This window comes from Flavobacterium sp., from assembly GCF_036515215.1.
Lineage (GTDB): Bacteria > Bacteroidota > Bacteroidia > Flavobacteriales > Flavobacteriaceae > Flavobacterium.
On sequence record NZ_DATBVQ010000137.1, the window covers coordinates 1 to 2,936 of the forward strand.

Sequence of the window (2,936 nt, forward strand, 5' to 3'; positions counted from 1 at the left end):
AATGACCGCCCTGTCCACATCAGATAACTGTCTGATTGCCTGATAAAGTTGGTTAAGTGATTCATCTGGAAAAGAGCGGCTGTACTCAATTGCCTCGTCAGGCAAAGAATCAGAAACAAAATGATGTTTCTTTTTTTGCTTCAGTAAAGTCAAACATACATTCAATGATATTCTGTAAACCCAGGATGACCATTCCGACTTTTCTTGAAAACTGTCGTGGCTTCTCCAAATCTGTAGGCAGACCTCCTGGTAGTAATCCTCAAAATGCTCTTGGGTATTCGTATAAGCCCTGCAGATCTTGATGATGATTCCCGAATAGGGCAAAATGAATGTGGTGTAAAAATCGCTGCTCACTATTGTTTTTCTTAATTAGTGGCTAAAGTTCAATATTATTACAGGCGAAACCGTATTTTTTTTGAAAAGTTTTTAAAGCACATGACTTTTTTAATAGGAGTTTATGATTTGCATTGGAGTATGGGTTTTAGATGACTAAAAAGGGACTTCAGTCGTAGTGCCTTTTATGTAAATTTCAATTAACAGTTAACGTATTAAACTTTGATGAAAACAATCTATATAGACTATCTTTATTCATTTTAACCGAATCAATTCTTCGTTATGAATACAGTAAAACCCAATACAGCCCACAAAATTTCTTTTTTTTCAACTCAAGCTTACGACAAGATTTTTTTTGAAAAGTACAATGAGGATTTTGGTTTTCAGTTTGATTTTTTTGATATGCAACTCAATTTGAAGACCGTTCAATTGATAAATAATTCTTCGATTGTTTGCGTCTTTGTGAATGATTGTGTCAATGCTGCAGTTATTGCAGAATTGGCGGCTAAAAAGGTTGAAATTATCGCTTTGCGATGTGCGGGTTTTAACAATGTTGACCTTGAGGCAGCCAAAAAACATAATATCCGAATTTGCCGCGTTCCCGCTTATTCTCCTCATGCTGTTGCGGAGCACGCAATGGCTATGATTTTGACTTTGAATAGAAAAACCCATAAGGCTTACAATAGAGTTCGGGAGCAGAATTTCTCTCTAAACGGACTCTTAGGTTTTGACTTGTTTGGCAAAACTATAGGTGTCATTGGTACAGGAAATATAGGCAAAGCCTTTGCGAAAATTGCAATGGGGTTTGGGTGTAAAGTCCTAGCTTTTGACGTGGTGATAGATTCACAGTTGGAGCGCATAGGTGTTGTATATACTGATTTGAATACCCTCTTTAAAGAATCGGACACGATTTCTTTACACTGTCCGTTGAATGAAAACACGAAGCATATTATAAATGTCGAGACGCTTTCAGTAATGAAAAAAAATGTGATGATTATTAACACCAGCCGAGGGGGATTAATAGAAACTTCGAGTGTTATAGACGCTTTGAAGGATGAAAAAGTGGGGTATCTGGGAATTGATGTGTACGAACAGGAAGAAAATCTGTTTTTCAAGGATTTATCTGGCGATATAATTAAGGACGATGTCATTCAGCGATTGATGAGTTTCCCTAATGTTTTGGTTACGGCTCATCAGGCGTTTTTTACGGAGGAAGCCCTGACTCAAATTTCCTTGGTGACGTTACATAATATTGAAGATTTGATACAAAAAAAGAGTATCGAAAATAAGTCGGCACAACTTGCGTAGTTTTTTGGGTAATTTGTATAAGAAAAGGAGCTTCAATTGAAGCTCCTTTTCTTTAATATATAATTTTATTAAAATTACTGTTCAAGGCGGAGTAGGGACTGCCGAAGAGCATGACTTCTTACTGGACTATTATGAAGTTGATTCCGTGGGTTGGGGTACTCCATTTTTATTGGTTCCGGAAGCCACTTCTGTCGATGAGGCCACACGAAAATTATTGGCGAAAGCCAAAGAAGAGGATTTGTATTTGAGTCATATTTCCCCGTTGGGAATCCCCTTTAACACACTGAGAGGCACAACAAATGAGATGCTCAAGCAAAAACGGATACATGAAAGCAATGTTGGGAGCTCTTGTCCGAAAAAGTTTTTGGCGTTGAGCAAAGAATTTGGCCCGAAGGGAATTTGCGCCGCTTCTAAAAAATACCAGGACGTAAAGCTGGAGGAATTAGACGCAAAAAGAGATACGCTTTCAGCCGAAACTTTCGAGAATGCAAAAAAAAAAATCACCGAAAAATCTTGTCTTTGTGTAGGTTTGGCAAATGCTTCCTATCTAGAAAATGACATTAAAATTAAAGGGCAGGCTCAAGGGGTTGTTATCTTTCCAGGACCGAATATGGCTTATTTTGATCAGGAAGTGCCACTCTCAAAAATGGTGTAACATATCTATGGAAACGATTCAGTCCTAACTGAAACGAACCGTCCAAACATGTTTGTTAAGGAATTGAAAATGTATCTGGATTATTTAAAGAATGAACTCGCAACCGTTTCTGCCGAGATAACAGCTGGTCAAGTCAAAAAATGGAATTCATTCAAGAATAATTTGGGAGAAGGAATTGGATATTACCAATCCTTGTTTTTACCAGCTATTTCTGCCGAAAACGAAAAAATTCAATACTTGCTGCATTTTTACAAGGAGGAATTGTCAAATATCAAAATTCCAGAATTGGATGCGGCGTAAATAAAAAAAAAGCGGCTTGAAATTTCAAGCCGCTTTTTTTATTCTACGTGCTGTCCTGAAATAACAACAAATCTTTTTCAATTGGAATATTCTTCAATTTCAAAAGATTTATATTTCATAAAACCACCACAGTTTTCCGTTCTGCTAATGGACTGTTTAACAATAAGTATTCCGATGGTAATCATATTGTTCAATTCACAAATGGCAGTGTTTATTTGGAAATTCCGCTTAATTAATTCTATTTCATATTGCCATAATGTAAGTTGCTCTAAGGCTGTCACTAAATCAGTTTCATAACGGACAATACTGACATTTGTATGCATCAAATGTTGTAATTCCT

2 protein-coding genes and 2 pseudogenes are annotated in these 2,936 nt (G+C 36.7%); 2 read left to right on the top strand and 2 right to left on the bottom strand.

Annotated elements, in window-relative coordinates; genetic code table 11:
* A partial coding sequence (locus VIH09_RS09665; RefSeq protein ID WP_331580371.1) for a sigma-70 family RNA polymerase sigma factor occupies positions 1-354 on the bottom strand: 354 nt, incomplete at its 3' end.
* A gap of 261 nt (positions 355-615) precedes the next feature.
* Between VIH09_RS09665 and VIH09_RS09670 the strand changes: the two genes are divergently transcribed.
* On the top strand, positions 616-1,641 hold the full coding sequence (locus VIH09_RS09670) for a 2-hydroxyacid dehydrogenase (RefSeq protein WP_331580373.1): 1,026 nt from the start codon (positions 616-618) through the stop codon (positions 1,639-1,641).
* Between the two features lie 67 nt (positions 1,642-1,708).
* A pseudogene (locus VIH09_RS09675) lies at positions 1,709-2,596 on the top strand (hypothetical protein); the annotation flags it as partial.
* A gap of 77 nt (positions 2,597-2,673) precedes the next feature.
* Here VIH09_RS09675 and VIH09_RS09680 read toward each other — a convergent pair.
* Positions 2,674-2,936: pseudogene (locus VIH09_RS09680) on the bottom strand (hypothetical protein); the annotation flags it as partial.

Coding starts and splice junctions, on each gene's coding strand:
- VIH09_RS09670 (WP_331580373.1), top strand. CDS start 616: ATGAATACAGTAAAACCCAATACAGCCCACAAAATTTCTTTTTTTTCA.